The following is a 16,565-nucleotide window of genomic DNA, read 5'->3' as shown; positions in this document are numbered from 1 at the left end:
TACGTAAAATTAAAAATCTTTAAACTATAATGAAAATCTGTCGAATATCCAGTTATGGCAGAATGAAAAAAATTTACGTACGTAAGCTGACCCGGAAAAAACAGCGCAAGAACCGAAACAGACGGCCCGAATGTTCGCAATATGATTTCATTAAACCGCAAAAAAAGCACTCTATTTTACATAGAGCGCTTCAAAAAGATTCCTTTATTGCAGTTTTATCAATGTTGATTAATTCCATATAATCTTTTCCCCACTTATACATAGCGTCCAGAATCGGCATAAGGCTTTCTCCTTGCGCCGTTAAAGAATACTCCACTTTCGGAGGGACGACAGGGTAAACTTCCCTGTGAACGATCAGATCCTGCTCCAGCTCCCTGAGCTGATTCACAAGAATTTTGTGCGTAATATCCGGAATTAAAGCTTTCAGCTCATTAAACCGCTTCGTCCCTTCTTTTCCCAAGTGCCACATAATCAGCATTTTCCACTTCCCGCCTATCACGGCAAGCGTCAATTCCTTTTCGCAATTAAACGTTTTCTCATCCATTCGGCTCACGGACAATTCTCCTTCCTCTTACTTTTTGTACGGTCATTATCTATTCATACACGCTTACTTTTTCACACAACTTTCGTCAGTTTATACTACCACGCAGTTTTGCTGAAACAAAGCGCATTGCCTGCGGGGACAGTATCCTCAAAGTAACTATTAGACTTCAAAGTGCGTACTTCTCAACATGCGGGGCACTCTATAGAATGGAAATACATGAAAAAGAGGAGTGGATATAAAGTGGAATTACAGCTGGCATTAGACTTAGTAAATATCCCGGAAGCAATTGAACTTGTGAAAGAGGTCGAACCATATATAGATGTTGTAGAAATCGGCACTCCCGTTGTCATTAATGAAGGACTGAAAGCCGTGCAGGAAATGAAAACAGCCTTTCCTCACTTGAAAGTGCTTGCCGATCTTAAAATCATGGATGCAGGCGGTTACGAGATTATGAAAGCGGCAGAAGCGGGAGCCGACATCATCACCGTTTTAGGGGCGACAGACGACTCAACGATCAAAGGGGCGGTTGCCGAAGCAAAAAAACAGCAGAAAAAAATCCTCGTCGACATGATTAACGTAAAAAACCTTGAAACACGGGCAAAAGAAATTGACCAACTCGGTGTTGATTATATTTGTGTTCACACAGGTTATGATCTTCAAGCAGAAGGAAAAAATTCATTCGAGGAACTGACGGCGATTAAAAAAGCGGTCAAGAGCGCTAAAACCGCAATTGCCGGAGGCATTAAACTTGATACGCTTCCTGAAGCCATCAAACAAAACCCAGATTTAATCATTGTCGGCGGAGGCATTACGGGAGCTGACAATAAAGCGGATGCTGCTGCTAAAATGAAACAGCTGATCACACAAAGATCATGAAAACGACTGAATACTTACATGAAATACTAAATGAAATATCCCGCACCGCAGCATTAATAGCCGACAGTGAAGCTGACAAGCTTGCGGATCTGATTTTATCGGCAGATCAAATCTTCACGTCCGGAGCGGGCCGTTCCGGCTTTATGGCTAAAGCGTTCGCCATGAGGATGATGCACATCGGCCTGAACGCTTACATCGTCGGTGAGACGCTTACCCCTCCCCTCCAAGAAGGCGGTCTCGTCATCATCGGCTCAGGCTCAGGCGAAACAAAAAGTCTGCTTCATACGGCTGAAAAAGCCAAAAACCTTAACGGCATCATCACTGCATTAACGATTAACCCCGCTTCAAGTCTCGGCAAACTTGCGGATCTTACAATAACGATTCCCGGCTCTCCTAAGGAAGAGACCGGCGGAGACAGAAAGACGATTCAGCCGATGGGTTCTTTATTCGAACAAACTCTTCTGCTGTTCTACGATGCGGTTATTCTAAAAATCATGGAGAAAAAAGAATTGAATTCAGCAGACATGTTTACAAAGCATGCGAATCTGGAATGATTTGCTGACGGCCTTCTTATCAGATGGCCGTCTTTTTATCGTCCTGTTTCGCACGACACTCGCAGACGAAGATACCTCGCCGGTGAGCTTATCGCTATAATAAGTCAATTGACGATACACCCGCAACCATTCATTTCTGAATAGGGAAACGGCAAAAAACACTTTCTGATCGAATTTTTAATGAATAAAGTTGATTTGTGCGGATGGTTTTACAGATATTCAGCTGAATTGCGGCTGAGAAATATATTTTAACAGCTTTACAGCCGGCCGATTCTGCTTTATTCTTGGACCAGCTTAACAGCAATTTATAACTGGAGGTGATTGATACTCTTGAAAACATTAAAAGCACTGCTGCTTGTTCTTATCATCATTGCCGGAGCAGTCGCGGCCCTGATCAAGGGTGATCTTTTCTCCGATAACGAGCAGACCGTTCAGAAGAGTGATTACGACAAAGTAATCCTATTTCCGTCCGATCGATATCCGGAAACAGCAAAGCATATTAAGGACGCGATAAAAGAAGGGCATTCCAGCATATGCACCATTGACAGAGACGGAGTACATAAGCGGCGTGAGCAATCTCTTAAACATGTGCCTGTCAAAACGGGTTACGATAGGGATGAATGGCCGATGGCGGTTTGTAAACAGGGCGGAAATAACGCCTCCGTAGAATATATTTCTCCGGCAGACAACCGCGGAGCCGGCTCTTGGGTCGGACACCAGCTTACCAATGATCCCGACGGAACGAGAGTATTATTTAAAATTAAGTAAAAAACAGGAGGAACAGCGCATTGATTAAATCATGGAAACCGCAAGAACTGGCCATTTCTTATCATCAATTTACACTCTTTCAAAAAGATTCAGAACCGCCTGTTATCGATTGGACCGATGAAGCCATTGAAAAAGGATATGCGGAAGCTGACGGAGCTGTTTCATTTGAAGCAAGGAGAAATACGAGGGCATTTATCGTCCTCAGGCTTAACACAAGTGAACCGGTACCATCCTATGAGAAAAAAGCGACTGTTCCCTTTGAGGCTGTAAAAGATGGAATTGAGATTGAAAGCGTGATGTCAAAGCGGCTTTCTTTTAATATTCCGAAAGGCCGATACAGCCTTACCTGTTATTCAGTGCCTGCCGAAATATCCGATCTTCATGCGGATACGTATATTATTGATGCAGCCGCAATGTAAAAGAAATCCCTGAGAGAATCATATTTCTCTCAGGGAACTTTTATAAACTTTTACCGTTTGTTTCAATTACATTCTGATACCAATAAAAACTCTTTTTCCTGATCCGTTTCAAATCTTTTTCATCTTCTTCATCTCGATTGATATAGACAAAACCGTAGCGTTTTTGATAGCCGTTCAGCCAGCTTAACAGATCCGTGAATGACCAGCTGCAGTAGCCGATGAGATGAACTCCATCACTAATGGCCTCTCTGCACTGTTCAAGATGGGAGCGTAAATAGTCAATTCTGTAGTCATCCTGAATTGAGCCGTCTTCTTCTATTTTATCGAATTCCCCCAGCCCGTTTTCTGTTATAAAAACCGGCAGCTCATAGCGGCTCGTTATACGCCGGAGGCCGATGCGCAGACCTATCGGGTCAATCGTCCAATCCCAATTACTCGTCACGAGATTAGGATTCTTTTTCGTTTTAAACAGCCCCGGTATACCGGTATCCTGGTTTGTCCCTTTCTGACCAGTCGTGTTCATTTTCCCCTCCGATACACCGTCAAGAGGATTTCTTTCGTACGTAATCGTCTGATAATAATTAACACCGATAAAATCCGGCTTGCCTTTCGCAAGCAATTCCATATCCCCGGCTTCAATGGCGGGCGCCCAGCCCTTTTCCTTTAAATAATTGAAAGGAATTTGCGGATAAGTCCCCCGGCAATACATATCAAGCCACCAATGGTTCATAAATTCCTCTGCGTTTTCAAACGCAGTTATGTCTTCAGGGTGACTTGTAAGCGGATAAGCCGGTGAATAAGCGAAGCTCGGGCCGATCAAACCGTCAGGAACATATTGTCTGAAGGATTCAATCGCTTTGGCATTAGCTAAAAATGCGATATGATTCGCTGCATAAAATCGTTTTCTGTCCTTTACGCCGGGCGGATGTGCAGCTGTAATAAACCCGTTATGAAAATTATAATTCTGCTCGTTTAACGTGACCCAGTATTTCACCTTGCCGGCAAATCTTTTGTATAACGCAATGCAGTAATCATTGAAATCATCAATAATTTTTCTTGATTCAAAGCCGCCGTATTCATCCATCAGCGCCTGAGGCAAGTCCCAATGATAAAGAGTCAGCACCGGCTCAATATCGTTAGAAATCAATTCATCGATCAGGTCTTCGTAAAATGCGACCCCTGATTCGTTAATTTCCCCTCTGCCATTCGGAAAAATTCTCGGCCAGCTGACAGAAAATCGGTAAGCTTTCAAACCCATTTCTGCCATCAAGGCGATATCTTCTTTATAGCGCTCATAATGGCCGACTGCTGTATCGCCATTTGAGCCTTTAAACGTTTTACCCGGTATTTTCGTGAATAAGTCCCATACTGAAGGTCCTTTACCGTCTTTATTCCAGGCTCCTTCAACCTGATAGGCAGCCGAGGCTGACCCCCATAGAAATGTATCAGGGAACAGGCCCTGTTTTTTATGTATCATGTGTTTCATCCTCCTGATGCATATGATATTGATATCATACGTTATGAAACGCGTTTCAGAGCAATCCCGATAAAAACAAAAAAGCATCCGGCTTGCCGGATGCTTAAGAATGATGATGCCGCTTTTCCAATTTATGAGGCGGAGGCTTCGGGACAAACCCATTTTGTTTCATCATGTTAAAGCGCCTGTCCATATGCTGTTTAATATGTTCTGCTTTTTCTTTCGGCAGGACCCCGTACTCAACATATTTGGATATGACATGTTTTCGTTTTTCGAGCACTTCTTTTTCAAGTGATTCAATTTCTTTTTTCTGCTGTTCCGTGAGTGACATTGTTGAAGGCATTTTTGTTCCGGCGGCGTGTGCCGGCATTGTGAAAACCATTGCTGTAATGAAAAACGCAGCTAAAGACAATGCAGCTTTTTTCATGACTCTTTCCTCCTTTAACGTTTGTTATATGTTGCTCCCCCATCCATTTTTTATGCAAAAAAAGAGCGAAATTATTCGCTCTTTTCAATCGATTCGTCCGGCAGCGCGTATGTGACATACGTTCCCGCTACAAAATCGTGGATTGACCGTCTGTCTTCTCTCATTCCGACCATGAATGCGCTCACGATCACACCGATTCCAAACGTCACGCCATATATCAGGCCGCCCACAAGCACTCTCAAAATCATAGTGAGAAAGCCTACCTGAGTTCCGTCTTTTTTAACGATGCGGATACCGCAGATCTTTTTGCCGATAACATAACCGTTCCAGTATACAGGGAGCAAAATACCATAAAGAGTCAAAATAATGCTGATCATTGCGCTCTCATTCGGATCTTTTCCTGTTGCCAGCATAAAAATAATCGCCAAAGACACTGAAGTAATTAAATAGTCGAGTACCACGGCTCCCAATCTGATCCAAAATCCCGCCGGTCTGTAAATATTCATCGTGTTTCTCCTCGCTATGGCTTCAAAATCACTTTAATGTTGCCATCTTCTTTTTTGTCAAATATATCATATGCAGCAGGAGCTTCCGCAAGACTCATTTTGTGTGTAATGATATCCGTCGGATCAATTTCATTTTGTTCGATCATTTGATACAGCATCGGCATCAGATGAATAACGGGTGCCTGGCCCATTTTTAAAGAAACGTTGCGTGTGAAAAAATCGCCGAGCGGAAAGCCGTCCGCTTCAGAAATGTATGCGCCCGTGAGCTGCACGGTTCCGAACTTCTTAACGGCTTCTGCTGCTGTAAGAATCGGACTGATCGTTCCGAACTGATTCGGTTTTTGCTCTGTTTTTTCTTTTGAAAGCGGCGTGCCGTCCATTCCGACACAATCAATCACTACATCCGCGCCCCCTGACGTTTGTTCATGCAGCAGTTTCCCGATCTCATCATGTTCTGAAAAATTGAAGGTCTCTGCTCCGTTTATGCGTCTCGCATGTTCAAGGCGGTGCGGGACTTGATCAACTGCGATAACCCGTTTAGCTCCTTTTTTCCACGCGAATTTTTGCGCCATTAAGCCGATCGGACCTGATCCCAGAATCACGACTGTATCTCCTTTTTTCACTCCGCTGTGCTGGACGCTCCAAAAGGCGGTCGGCATGACATCTGACAGAAGCAGCACCTGCTCATCTTCAAGCTCACTGTCTGCCGGAACCAGAAAAGAAGAGAAATCAGCATAAGGAACACGTAAATATTCAGCCTGCCCGCCGGGATAATTACCGTTAAACTCCGAAAAACCGAATAAGCCGCCGGCATCTGTATGAGGATTTGGATTAGATTCATCACACTGGCTTTCCATCTGGTGCTTGCAATAATGACATTCTCCGCAGCCGATATTAAAAGGAATCACGACCCGGTCGCCTTTTTTCAGCTTTTTGACTTGACTGCCCGTTTCTTCAACGATTCCCATCGGCTCATGCCCGACGATATAACCCGGATCGGCGGGTATTCCGTTTTTATATAAATGAAGGTCTGAACCGCATATCCCGGTTGCGGTGATTCGAACGATGACATCTCTCTCATCTTGAATGGCGGGTGCCGGGACTTCTTTCACTTCCATATGTTCTTTTCCTTGGTATGTCAGTGCTTTCACACTTGGTCAGCTCCTTTTTCATCACTCCTTCCCTTTTCACCTGCTTCTAAACTTGGCCGGTATGTTATTCGGCCCGCTGAATATCCCATTGAAAAGGATCTTCAAGCTGCGACCAGTCGGAATCGAACTCAGACGGCGTGAGCAGGCACTGATCCAATTCCTTTGTAATGGCTGCTTCATCTAAATCTGTTCCGATAAACACCAGGTTCGTATGACGATCTCCGAATTGGTCGTCCCAATCTTCCAGAATCTCCGGTTCCTGCTGTTTGATCTGCTCCTGCTCAAGTTTCGGCATTGCCGCCACCCAATAAGAAACAGGCTCAATCGAAACCGCCGGACCCGCCTGAGACATCAGCAGCGCAAGGCTGTTGCGGGTTGCGCACCAAGCAATTCCTTTTGCGCGCACAATGTTGTCAGGCATTGATTGATGCAGCCAGCTGTCAAAACGAACGGTATGAAACGGCAAACGCCGCGAGTACACAAACGAAGTGATACCGTACTCTTCCGTTTCCGGAGTGTGCGCTTCATGACCTGCCGTCAGCTCCTTTATCCATCCTGCTGATGAACTCGCTTCCTCAAACTCAAATAAACCGGTATTCAATATGTATTCGGCGGGCACTTCTCCGCGGACGGACCGGATCAGTCTGGCACGGGGCTGTAATGCGCGAAGAACCGTTTCCAGCTTTTCAAGCTCTTTTTCGCCGACCATGTCGCATTTATTTAAAATGAGCACATCACAAAACTCGATTTGGTCAATTAATAAATCGGCAATCACCCGTTCATCCTCTTCTCCCGCCGCTTCCTTCCGGTCAAGAAGGCTGTCACCGGACTGGAAATCATGCCAGAAGCGGTTTGCATCCACCACGGTCACCATTGTGTCCAGCCTGCAGAATGTTGTCAGATCAATGCCCATTTCTTCATCTATATAAGAAAATGTCTGGGCAACGGGAATCGGTTCGCTGATCCCGGTTGATTCAATCACTATATAATCAAATCTGCCGTCTTTCGCGAGTTTCTCAACTTCGACTAATAAATCTTCACGCAGCGTGCAGCAGATACAGCCGTTGGATAATTCTACGAGTTTCTCATCCGTCCTTGACAAGCCGCCTCCCTGCTTCACCAAGCCCGCGTCTATATTTACTTCGCTCATGTCATTGACGATGACGGCAATTTTTAAACCGTTGCGGTTTTGTAAAATATGATTCAAAACGGTCGTCTTTCCGGCACCAAGATAGCCGCTCAATACTGTAACCGGAATTTTTTTCATATAAATAGCCTCCTGACAAAATAGAATGATTACGATTTATATCCCGCACCTGCCCCTTTTTCATCATGATGTACATTGTTATAAATCGTAACCGTTACTATTTATTCTGATATATTCTCCGTTTAAAATCAAGTGAAAAATAATCAATCATAAAAAAGACACGCTGTCATACGTGTCTTCCGCCCAAACTTAAACATCCGCAGGACTGTTTTCAGTGCCATAGCTTTTTCTCCAAAAATAGCCTGCGGCCAGAACAAGCACAAATGCGAGCAATGCGATACATGAAAAAGAGATAAAACCGATCGCATAAGTTCCCGTCATCTGCTTCAATGATCCTAAAATATTGGGAAGGAAAAAACCTCCTATGCCGCCGGCCGCTCCGACGATTCCCGTCACCATTCCGATTTCTTTTGCAAAGTGCTGAGGGACAAGCTGAAATACTGCTCCGTTGCCCATACCGAGCGCCATCATTCCGATAAACAACAGAACGATCACCGTTGAAAGCGGAGGCAGGCTGCTGACTCCCGCCATACACAGAGCCGCGATGATAAACAGTACAGCGAGAACTTTCGCACCTCCCGCACGGTCTGAAATCCAGCCTCCTGCAGGGCGAAAAAAACTGCCCGCTGCAACACATATTGTGACGAAATCACCGGCATGGATTTTTGACAATTGATATTGATCAACGAAAAAAATCGCCAAAAAACTTGATAATCCCACAAAACCTCCGAAAGTGACGCCGTACAAAAGACAGAAACACCATGTCTCCTTCTGCCTGAAAACGTGAAGATAGTTTTTAAGCGGCTGCGGTGCGGGCTGTGCAGGAGAGTCCTTCGCCATGACGATAAACAGTATAAAAACGATCATCAACGGAAGAAGCGCAATTCCCATTACACTGTGCCACCCAAACTGTTCTGCGAGGCGGGGACCGAACAATGTCGCAAACAAAGTGCCGCTGTTGCCGGCACCTGCTATCCCCATCGCAAGCCCCTGCAAGTGAGGCGGATACCACCGGCTCGCCATCGGAAGCGCGACAGCAAAACTTGCGCCCGCCACGCCCAGCAGAATGCCGATCGCATACAGCTCAGTCAAAGAACGGCCGCCGAATGCCCCCCAAAGCAGCGGGATCATTGTAATCAGCATCCCGATCACGGCTGTTTTCTTCGGACCGATCCTGTCCGTTAACACGCCTAAAATGATCCGAAACACAGATCCTGATAAGATCGGAAGAGCCACGACAAATCCTTTTTCAAAAGAAGATAACCCGAAATCCTGAGAAATATAAACGCCGAGCGCCCCCAGCATGACCCAAATCATAAAACTCACATCAAAATATAAGAAGGAACAGAGCAGAGTGAGCGGATGGCCGCTTGTTTTTAATTCCGACAGCTTCATAACATTCTCCTTTCCGGTCTTCTATCATTTCAAATTGCTGAATCAAGAATATATGACCGGCATTCACCGGAAAAGACATCTGTAAGATAATGCGACACATTTAATGCGTTAATCAGGCAATGTGCCATAATTTCTCATAGAGAAGCAAAACTTACAGGCAGCTGCAAAGGAGGTTTGGCGAATGAAGAAACAACGATTAATTGTTGCAGGGAACGGAATGGCCGGAATCCGCTGTATTGAACACATTTTAAAGATGAACCGTGACATGTTTGAGATTGTTATTTTCGGAACCGAACCTCATCCCAATTACAATCGCATTCTCTTATCCTCCGTTTTACAAGGTGAGGTTTCGCTTGATGACATTACGCTGAATAGCCGCGAATGGTACGAAAAAAACGGAATTACGCTTTACACGGGAGAAACGGTTGTACACATAGATACAGAACGGCAGGTTGTCACAACGGATCGGAAGCGCAGCATGACTTACGATCATTTCATCGCGGCAACTGGCTCCTCTCCTTATATTCTCCCCATACCCGGAGCAGAGAAAGAAGGCGTCTGCGGCTTTCGGACAATAGAAGACTGCCAATCCCTTATCAATGCGGCCGGCCGGCATCAAAAGGCGGCGGTCATCGGCGCCGGTTTATTAGGTCTTGAAGCGGCCGTCGGCTTACGGCAGCTCGGCATGGACGTCAGCGTCATTCACCACTCTTCCGCCATTATGCAAAAACAGCTTGATCAAACGGCATCCCATCTGCTGCAGAAAGAACTGGAGCGAAAAGGCTTAGTCTTTCTTTTAGAGAAAGACACGGCATCCATTACAGGAAACTCACGGGCGGAAGGCATCCGTTTCAAAGACGGTTCTTCCATAGAAGCAGACCTGATTGTCATGGCCGCCGGTGTGAGGCCCAATATCCGATTGGCTGCATCTGCCGGACTTTCAGTGAACCGAGGAATCATCGTCAATCAATTCATGCAGACGAACAAACCGAATGTGTATGCCGTCGGTGAATGCGCGGAGCATGACGGGATTGTACACGGATTGGCTGCACCGCTTTATGAACAGGGAAAAGTGCTCGCACAGCATCTATGCGGCGTTCCGTGTGAAGGGTTTCAAGGCTTTGCACAATCTGCGGCCTTAAAAATAGCCGGTATTGATGTATGGTCGGCAGGAAAGGTGCACGAGGATGAGCACACAGCCGGCATATTGTTCCATGATGAGCATGGAGGCATCTACAAAAAAGCGCTCTTTGAGGACGATAAACCGGCCGGCTTTATTTTATTCGGGGACACGCGCGGTAAACAGCGGCTTCTCGACAGTCTTGTGAAGCAAAGGGACATTTCCATCGTGAAAAAACAGCTCATGGAACCCGATCAAGGCGGTATATCCTTTGAATCCATGCCACCCCATGAAACCATTTGCCAATGCAGCTCAGTGACCAAGGGCTCCATTGAAGAAGCGGTGAACAAATATGGCTTAAAAACCGCGGAGGAAGTGAAGCACATGACAAAAGCGTCCGGGTCTTGCGGGGGATGCAGGCCGCTCGTCGAAGACTTGCTGAAGTATATGGTAAGCGATGATTACACAAAACCTTCCCGCCAGCCTTCGTTTTGCGGCTGCACCGATTTGACGGAAGAAGAAGTCATCGCCGAACTTCGGCGCCGTCCATTCACTGATACCGCCGAGGTGATGGAAGTGATCGGCTGGAAAACAGAAAACGGCTGCCGCATTTGTATTCCGGCGCTTCACTACTACCTGGAAAGGATGCGGCCTGATTTTATGCAGTTCAATGAAATATCGGCAGAAGAGACATGCACCCTGATTCCGCAAATGTACGGCGGACTGACAAGTGCGGGAGAGCTCAAAAACATCGCAAACGTCATTGAAACATACGGCATCCCCGGCGTTTCAATTACTGACAGTCACCGGCTGAAGCTTTCCGGAATCAGGCCAAATGACCTTGCAAGCATCAGAAAAGCACTGAACATGCCGGTTTTCTCCCCCCGGCACCGCTGGACGATTCAAATCAAAGCATGTACGTGCGGACAGCATCGCTCCTTTCAAGAGCTGGCAAGCAGGATTGAACGAGATACCGACACACTTGCCGTCCCCGCTTATGTATCCGTCAGCTTGTCATGTGAAAACAATTGCAGCGATGCTTACATTCAGGATATCGGCGTGCTTCAGACACAAACTTGCTGGGAAATTTATATCGGGGGCGTCCGCGGAAAACAAGCCCGCGCCGGCATCCTTTTTTGTGTGACGAATAACGAAGACAGTACCGCCGCTATGATGAAAGGCCTTATTCAATATTATCGCGAAACGGCTCACTACAACGAAGCGATTTATCAATGGGTTGACAGACTCGGCCTCGTCCATATCAGAGAAATGCTGTTTGAAGAAGATATGCGGACACAGCTTCTGAAAAATCTCCGTTCAGACATATCCCTGCTGCAAAACCTGTCTGCCGGGAAAACGCCATACGAAAGGATGAAGCTTTTTGACTGAACCGATGCTCCGTTATTTCCGTGACAAACTGCAAGATGTCCAATCGGAAAAAACATATGAGACGCAATGCCCGTTCTGCAGCATGCAATGCAAAATGCAGCTTACGGAACAAACCTTCGCGGCACGGAAGAAATACACTGCAATCGGCATTGATAATCCGACGACACATGGCCGTTTATGTACAAAAGGCATGAATGCCCATCAGCATGCCGTGCACTCTTCCCGCATTACACGCCCCCTGCTTAAAAAAAACGGTGAATTTGTGCCTGTCTCTTGGGCTGAAGCACTGAATCGCATAAAGGAACAAATCAATCTGATCCAAACCGAACACGGCAATGATGCGATGGCCGTCTATGGGAGCGCCTCAATTACAAATGAAGAAGCCTATCTGCTTGGAAAGTTCGCACGGGTCGGCTTACAGACGAAATACATCGATTACAACGGGCGGCTCTGTATGTCTGCCGCAGCAACGGCGGCCGGCCAGACATTCGGCGCGGACAGGGGCCTGACGAATCCATTATCGGACATTCCGCATACACGTGTCATCATCCTGGCAGGCACCAATATCGCGGAATGCCAGCCGACGATCATGCCGTATTTTGATAAAGCGAAAGAAAACGGGGCTTACATTATCGCCATTGATCCCCGGGAAACGGCGACGACTAAAATAGCCGATCTTCACCTGAAAATCAAGCCCGGCACAGACGCCGCTCTGGCAAACGGACTCGTCAAAATCTGCATTGACGAACAGCTTACAGACAAAGACTTTATCCGCACACGCACAAACGGATTCGATAAGCTCAAACGGCATACCGACGCTTTGTATCTGGAAGAGATCTCCGAGCAGACAAGTGTTCCTTTGGAGCTTATGCGAAAGGCCGCCGTGAAGTTTGCCAAGGAAACATCCGGCATGCTATTTACAGCGCGGGGGATCGAACAGCAGACTGACGGTACCGCGGCGGTGAAAGCTTTCTTAAATATGGTGCTGATCACCGGAAAAATCGGCAAGCCCTTCTCAGGTTACGGGGCGATTACCGGCCAAGGCAACGGACAAGGCGCGAGAGAACACGGCCAAAAAGCCGATCAGCTTCCGGGCTACCGTTCTATCGAAATTGAAGAACACCGGGCGCATATTGCGAAGGTGTGGGGGATTCATCAGGATGAGCTGCCGCGAAAAGGCGTCTCAGCCTATGAAATGATAGAAAAAATAGATAGCGGCGACATCAAAGGACTGTTTCTCATGTGTTCCAATCCGGCTGTTTCCGGCCCAAATGCGAATTTCGTCAAGCAGGCAATCAAGAAACTGAGATTTTTTGTCGCAGTTGACTTATTTATTTCTGAGACCGCGGCATTCGCGGATGTGATTTTACCCGCCTCCTCTTACTTAGAAGATGAAGGCACGATGACAAATGCAGAAGGCCGCGTGACATTAAGAGAAGCGAGCCGGCCATGTCCCGGCGAAGCAAAGCATGATTGGCAGATCATTTGTGATCTCGCATCCGCTCTCGGCAAGGGCCGCTACTTTTCTTATACGTCAGCGGAGGATATTTTTAATGAATTGAGAGAAGCGAGCCGAGGCGGGATTGCCGATTATTCAGGCATCTCATACGACAGGCTCAGACGTGAAGGCGGCATTCATTGGCCGTGTCCGGAATCTGATCATCCCGGAACCGGGCGCTTGTTTACAGAATCATTTGCTCATCCGGATCAAAAAGCGGCATTAAGTGTGATTCCAAACGAACCGGCCATCCCGAAAGAGAAGCCGACAGCCGATTATCCGCTTTATTTAACGACAGGCAGAGTCATGTCTCACTACTTAACAGGCGTCCAAACAAGAAAAAGCTCTGCCTTGGCTGCAAGACATTTCGAATCCTTTGTGGAAATCCACCCAAAAACGGCGGCCGACTATCATATCGAAGACCGTGTTCTCGTGAAGATAGAATCCCCCCGGGGCAGCATCACGGTGCGGAGCAGATGGTCGGAGAACGTACGAAAAGACACGTTGTTTGTCCCCATCCATTGGTCTGACACGCAAAACGTCAACGATTTAATTGGTGAAGCCTTGGACCCGGACTGTAAAATGCCCGGTTTTAAGATGTGCGCGGTACGAATCAGCCCTATATAATTTTTCATAAAATTTTTAGATTTTTTAGTATTTTTCGTTACATTTCATAACATGCATCTTAAATATTTGTTTTTGCTGTGCTACGCTAAAAAAAAACAAAGATAAGGAGCGGATCATCTGATGGGAAAAAAACAGCTAGTCCTTGTTGGAAATGGAATGGCCGGGGTAAGAGCGATTGAAGAAATACTGCGTGTTTCAAAAGACGAATTTGAGATTACAATATTCGGGGCCGAACCTCATCCCAACTATAACCGAATCCTTCTGTCAAAAGTGCTGCAAGGCGATACCGACATTCAAGACATTACGTTAAACGATTGGAACTGGTACAAAGAAAACAACATTCAGCTGTATACCGGTGAAACAGTCATCAAAGTCGACACGGAAAACAAAACCCTCATCACCGATGCAGACAGAATCCAGCCTTACGATGAACTCATCCTGGCGACAGGCTCTGTCCCTTTTATCCTTCCGATTCCGGGCGCAGACAAACAAGGCGTCACGGCATTCCGGGACATAAAAGATACAGACACGATGCTCGCCGCGTCAAAACAATATAAAAAAGCAGCCGTCATCGGCGGAGGACTGCTGGGTTTGGAAGCCGCGCGCGGACTGCTGAATCTCGGCATGGACGTGTCTGTCATCCACCTCGCCCCATTCCTGATGGAGCGCCAGCTTGACGCAGCGGCGGGACGCCTGCTGCAAAACGAGTTAGAAAAACAAGGCATGACCTTTTTCCTTGAAAAACAAACCGAAGAAATTCTCGGTACTGACCGTGTCGAAGGCGTACGCTTCAAAGACGGCACAAGCATCAAAGCTGATCTGGTCGTCATGGCTGTCGGCATCCGCCCGAATACACAGCTTGGCACAGAAAGCGGCATCCCGGTTAACCGCGGAATCATTGTCAACGATTATATGCAGACTGAAATTCCGCACATTTACGCGGTCGGTGAATGTGCCGAGCACCGCGGAATCGCATACGGTCTTGTGGCGCCGCTCTATGAACAGGCAAAAGTGCTGGCCAAGCATATTTGCGGCATTGAAACAAAACCGTACGAAGGCTCCGTTCTCTCCACTCAATTAAAGGTATCAGGCGTCGAGGTCTTCTCTGCCGGCGACTTTGATGAATCAGAGGACAAAAAGGCGATTAAAGTGTTCGATGAACAGGACGGCATTTATAAAAAAATCGTCCTGAGGGGCAATCAAATTGTCGGCGCTGTTTTGTTCGGAGACAGCAGCGAAGGCAACCGCCTGTTTTCTATGATTCAAAAAGAAGCAGATATCTCTGAAACCTCCAAAATATCAATCTTACAGCCTCTTGATCAGGAAGCAGGCGCAAGCATGACCGCGGCGATGAGCGACGATGAAATCATCTGCGGATGCAACGGCGTTTCAAAAGGCGCGATTATTCAAGCCATTCAGGAAAAAGGCTGCACATCTACGGACGAAATCAAAGCATGCACCGGGGCATCCCGTTCCTGCGGAGGCTGTAAACCGCTCGTGGAAGACATTCTTCAATATACACTGGGCTCAGAATTTGACGCGTCCGCGCAAAAAGAAGCGATTTGCGGCTGCACCTCACTGTCGAGAGATGAAGTCGTAGAAGAAATCAGAGCCAAAGGGCTGTCCCATACAAGAGAAATCATGAACGTGCTCGGCTGGAAAACGCCGGAGGGCTGCTCCAAATGCCGCCCTGCCCTCAACTACTACTTAGGCATGATTAATCCGGCTACATACGAGGATGACAGAACATCCCGTTTTGTGAACGAACGGATGCACGCCAATATTCAAAAGGACGGAACATACTCAGTCGTTCCCCGGATGTACGGGGGCGTAACCAACTCTCAAGATCTCCGCAAGATCGCCGATGTCGTCGACAAATATGAGATCCCGCTCGTTAAAATGACCGGCGGCCAGCGAATTGATCTCATCGGCGTGAAAAAAGAAGATCTGCCGAAAGTATGGGCCGAGCTTGATATGCCGTCAGGCTACGCGTACGGAAAAACACTCCGCACGGTAAAAACGTGCGTAGGCGAACAATTCTGCCGCTTCGGCACACAAGACTCCATGGCACTGGGTATTGCGCTTGAGAAAAAATTCGAAGGGCTCAATACGCCTCATAAGGTTAAAATGGCCGTGTCCGCCTGCCCTCGGAACTGTGCGGAATCAGGCATTAAGGACCTTGGCGTTGTCGGCATCGACGGGGGCTGGGAGCTTTATGTCGGCGGAAACGGCGGAACCCATTTGCGCGCCGGTGATTTGCTGATGAAAGTAAAAACGAATGAAGAAGTCTTAGAATACGCGGGTGCTTACCTTCAGTACTACAGAGAAACGGCAAACTATCTGGAGCGGACATCCGCATGGCTTGAGCGCGTCGGTTTATCTCATGTCCAATCCGTATTAAACGATCCGGAAAAACGGCAGGAGCTCAACGATCGAATGAATGAGACACTCTCTGTCCACAAAGATCCGTGGCAATACTTCCTTAAAGATAAAAAAGCATCTAAAGATCTATTCGAAAATGTCGTCACGACTTCATAAAACAGTAAG

14 protein-coding genes are annotated in these 16,565 nt (G+C 46.9%); 7 read left to right on the top strand and 7 right to left on the bottom strand.

Features of this window, described 5'->3' with window-relative positions; all coding sequences use genetic code 11:
- Positions 1–190: 190 nt before the first annotated feature.
- Positions 191–553 (bottom strand): helix-turn-helix domain-containing protein, encoded by a 363-nt coding sequence (locus tag NYE38_RS01770; RefSeq protein WP_007409352.1) that lies wholly within the window; start codon positions 551–553, stop codon positions 191–193.
- Between the two features lie 231 nt (positions 554–784).
- Between NYE38_RS01770 and hxlA the strand changes: the two genes are divergently transcribed.
- The 4 genes from hxlA (at position 785) to NYE38_RS01750 (ending at position 3,161) form a co-directional block, all read left to right on the top strand.
- A complete protein-coding gene (gene hxlA / locus NYE38_RS01765) occupies positions 785–1,420 on the top strand; it encodes a 3-hexulose-6-phosphate synthase (protein WP_123117601.1) in 636 nt (211 codons plus the stop codon).
- A complete protein-coding gene (hxlB, locus tag NYE38_RS01760; protein WP_014416874.1) occupies positions 1,417–1,974 on the top strand; it encodes a 6-phospho-3-hexuloisomerase in 558 nt (185 codons plus the stop codon). The genes hxlA and hxlB overlap by 4 nt, the downstream gene beginning before the upstream one ends.
- 330 nt (positions 1,975–2,304) lie before the next feature.
- Positions 2,305–2,742, top strand: coding sequence for a NucA/NucB deoxyribonuclease domain-containing protein (locus NYE38_RS01755; RefSeq protein WP_003156588.1), 438 nt, complete (start codon positions 2,305–2,307; stop codon positions 2,740–2,742).
- A 20-nt stretch (positions 2,743–2,762) separates the two neighbouring features.
- On the top strand, positions 2,763–3,161 hold the full coding sequence (locus tag NYE38_RS01750; protein ID WP_017419379.1) for a competence protein ComJ: 399 nt from the start codon (positions 2,763–2,765) through the stop codon (positions 3,159–3,161).
- Between the two features lie 40 nt (positions 3,162–3,201).
- On the opposite strand, the gene NYE38_RS01745 is transcribed toward NYE38_RS01750, so the two are convergent.
- From NYE38_RS01745 to NYE38_RS01720, 6 genes are all read right to left on the bottom strand, one after another.
- Complete coding sequence (locus NYE38_RS01745; protein ID WP_061861835.1) at positions 3,202–4,638, bottom strand: family 1 glycosylhydrolase; 1,437 nt, start codon at positions 4,636–4,638, stop codon at positions 3,202–3,204.
- A gap of 103 nt (positions 4,639–4,741) precedes the next feature.
- Positions 4,742–5,065: a YckD family protein gene (locus tag NYE38_RS01740; protein ID WP_007409357.1), complete on the bottom strand. Its 324-nt coding sequence runs from the start codon at positions 5,063–5,065 to the stop codon at positions 4,742–4,744.
- A gap of 71 nt (positions 5,066–5,136) precedes the next feature.
- Complete coding sequence (locus NYE38_RS01735; RefSeq protein ID WP_285001985.1) at positions 5,137–5,571, bottom strand: RDD family protein; 435 nt, start codon at positions 5,569–5,571, stop codon at positions 5,137–5,139.
- 14 nt (positions 5,572–5,585) lie between these two features.
- Complete coding sequence (locus NYE38_RS01730; protein WP_094296367.1) at positions 5,586–6,722, bottom strand: zinc-dependent alcohol dehydrogenase; 1,137 nt, start codon at positions 6,720–6,722, stop codon at positions 5,586–5,588.
- A gap of 64 nt (positions 6,723–6,786) precedes the next feature.
- Positions 6,787–7,989: a GTP-binding protein gene (locus NYE38_RS01725; RefSeq protein WP_285001986.1), complete on the bottom strand. Its 1,203-nt coding sequence runs from the start codon at positions 7,987–7,989 to the stop codon at positions 6,787–6,789.
- A gap of 189 nt (positions 7,990–8,178) precedes the next feature.
- The gene (locus NYE38_RS01720; RefSeq protein WP_025650328.1) at positions 8,179–9,384 is read right to left on the bottom strand and encodes a nitrate/nitrite transporter; all 1,206 of its coding nucleotides are present in this window, start codon (positions 9,382–9,384) and stop codon (positions 8,179–8,181) included.
- A gap of 181 nt (positions 9,385–9,565) precedes the next feature.
- On the opposite strand from NYE38_RS01720, the gene nirB reads away from it, so the two are divergent.
- The 3 genes from nirB (at position 9,566) to nasD (ending at position 16,556) form a co-directional block, all read left to right on the top strand.
- Positions 9,566–11,893: a nitrite reductase large subunit NirB gene (nirB, locus tag NYE38_RS01715; protein WP_017419378.1), complete on the top strand. Its 2,328-nt coding sequence runs from the start codon at positions 9,566–9,568 to the stop codon at positions 11,891–11,893.
- Positions 11,886–14,018 (top strand): nitrate reductase, encoded by a 2,133-nt coding sequence (locus tag NYE38_RS01710; RefSeq protein WP_071181521.1) that lies wholly within the window; start codon positions 11,886–11,888, stop codon positions 14,016–14,018. Before nirB ends, NYE38_RS01710 begins: the two co-directional genes overlap by 8 nt.
- Before the next feature lie 120 nt (positions 14,019–14,138).
- Positions 14,139–16,556 (top strand): NADPH-nitrite reductase, encoded by a 2,418-nt coding sequence (gene nasD, locus NYE38_RS01705; RefSeq protein ID WP_340801391.1) that lies wholly within the window; start codon positions 14,139–14,141, stop codon positions 16,554–16,556.
- Positions 16,557–16,565: the final 9 nt, after the last annotated feature.

The sequence above is a fragment of the Bacillus sp. EU63 genome (assembly GCF_038592915.1).
In the GTDB taxonomy this organism is placed as follows: domain Bacteria; phylum Bacillota; class Bacilli; order Bacillales; family Bacillaceae; genus Bacillus; species Bacillus velezensis.
Note: the sequence above shows the minus strand (reverse complement) of the source record. Positions and strands in the feature narration are given on the sequence as shown.